Origin of the sequence: Paraburkholderia heleia NBRC 101817, from assembly GCF_000739775.1 — a bacterium.
Taxonomy (GTDB): Bacteria; Pseudomonadota; Gammaproteobacteria; order Burkholderiales; family Burkholderiaceae; genus Paraburkholderia; species Paraburkholderia heleia.
Genome location: NZ_BBJH01000089.1, coordinates 1 through 1653, shown reverse-complemented (window position 1 = coordinate 1653; position 1653 = coordinate 1). Strand labels below are relative to the sequence as shown.

1 protein-coding gene is annotated in these 1653 nt (G+C 57.5%); it reads left to right on the top strand.

Annotated elements, in window-relative coordinates; genetic code table 11:
* Positions 1 to 68: 68 nt before the first annotated feature.
* Complete coding sequence (locus BHE01S_RS35755) at positions 69 to 1520, top strand: IS1182 family transposase (protein ID WP_042273214.1); 1452 nt, start codon at positions 69 to 71, stop codon at positions 1518 to 1520.
* The last annotated feature ends 133 nt before the right edge of the window (positions 1521 to 1653 follow it).

The following is a 1653-nucleotide window of genomic DNA, read 5'->3' as shown; positions in this document are numbered from 1 at the left end:
GGCCGAGGGTGTGTCAAAACACGTGCGATCGCCTAGACTGAATCAACCTGTTAGCGCGAGAGGCGGAGATGGGGCGATTTGTCGAAGGTGCAAACCGCAATCAGGCCACGTTGCTGCCGGAATGTCTCGAAGACTTTATCGCTGAAGACAATCCCGTGCGGATCGTCGATGCATTCGTCGACGAGCTCGATCTGGCTTCCATGGGCTTCGAAGGCACCACACCCGCAATCACGGGCCGACCGTCCTACCATCCGTCTGTTCTGCTCAAACTCTACATCTACGGCTATCTCAATCGAGTGCAGTCAAGCCGACGTCTGGAGCGGGAGTGCCAGCGCAATGTTGAACTGATGTGGCTGACTGGGCGCCTCGCACCGGACTTCAAGACGATTGCCGAGTTCAGACGCAGCAATGGCGTCGGCATTCGCAATGCATGCCGACGCTTCGTCGTGATATGCCGCGACCTTAAGCTCTTCACGCAAGCAGTCGTTGCCATCGACGGCAGTAAGTTCAAGGCGGTGAACAGTCGCGACAACAACTTCACGCCCAACAAGATCGCAAGGCGTCAGGAACAGATCGAGCAAAGCATACAGCGCTATCTGGATGCCCTGGAGACGGCTGATCGCACACAACCAGCTGAGGTGGAGGCGAAAACCGAACGGCTACGGGAGAAGATCGAGACGCTGCGCGAACAGATGCGCGATCTGGATCGGGCCGCAGAACTGTTGAATGATTTACCGGAAAAGCAGGTTTCGCTGACTGATCCCGACTCACGTTCGATGATGTCGCAAGCCAAGGGCACAGGCGTGGTGGGCTACAACGTTCAGGTGGCTGTTGATACGAAGCATCACCTCATCGTGACCCACGAAGTGACGAACGTCGGTAGTGACCGCGCGCAGCTAAGCCCGATGGCCAAGGCCGCCCGCGATGCGATGGGTAGGAAGAGGATCAGGGCACTGGCCGATCGCGGATACTTCAATGCCACGGAGATCAAAGCCTGCGAAGACGCTGGTATTGCAGCGCTGGTGCCGAAAACACAGACATCAGGTGCGAAGGCTGACGGACGATTCGACCGGGCTGACTTTATATACATTGCAAAAGACGACCAATACCTGTGCCCAGCGGGTCAACGTGCGATATACCGATACACATCCTTCGAAAGCGCCAATCTGCTGGAGCTGCGAACGTACTGGAGTAGCGCTTGCCCGAGATGCCCGATGAAAAGCCAATGCACGCCCGCTGATTACCGGCGTATTCGACGATGGGAACATGAAGCGGTGCTTGAATCGATGCAGTCCAGGCTGGATCGACAGCTCGACGCCATGACGATACGGCGGCGGACAGTCGAGCACGTGTTCGGCACACTCAAGCACTGGATGGGATCGACGCACTTCCAGACGCGCGGACTTGGCCACGTCGCCGCTGAAATGAGTTTGCACGTGTTGGCCTACAACCTCAAACGGGTCATCAGGATTCTCGGGTTCGCAAAGACGATGTGCGCAATGAAGCTGGCAGGCGCGTGAACTCCTGCACCCCGACACTGTTTGCCAGTAAAACACGATCACGTCATCTGCCTGCGTCTCGGCCTAACGCAACTGCGCTCCCAACCGGGCGTCACCGTTGGGCCGTTCTACGCGTTTTTACACGGCCTCGGCC

Excerpts from the sequence above, each read along its gene's own strand:
- BHE01S_RS35755 (WP_042273214.1), top strand. The coding sequence starts at position 69 with ATGGGGCGATTTGTCGAAGGTGCAAACCGCAATCAGGCCACGTTGCTG.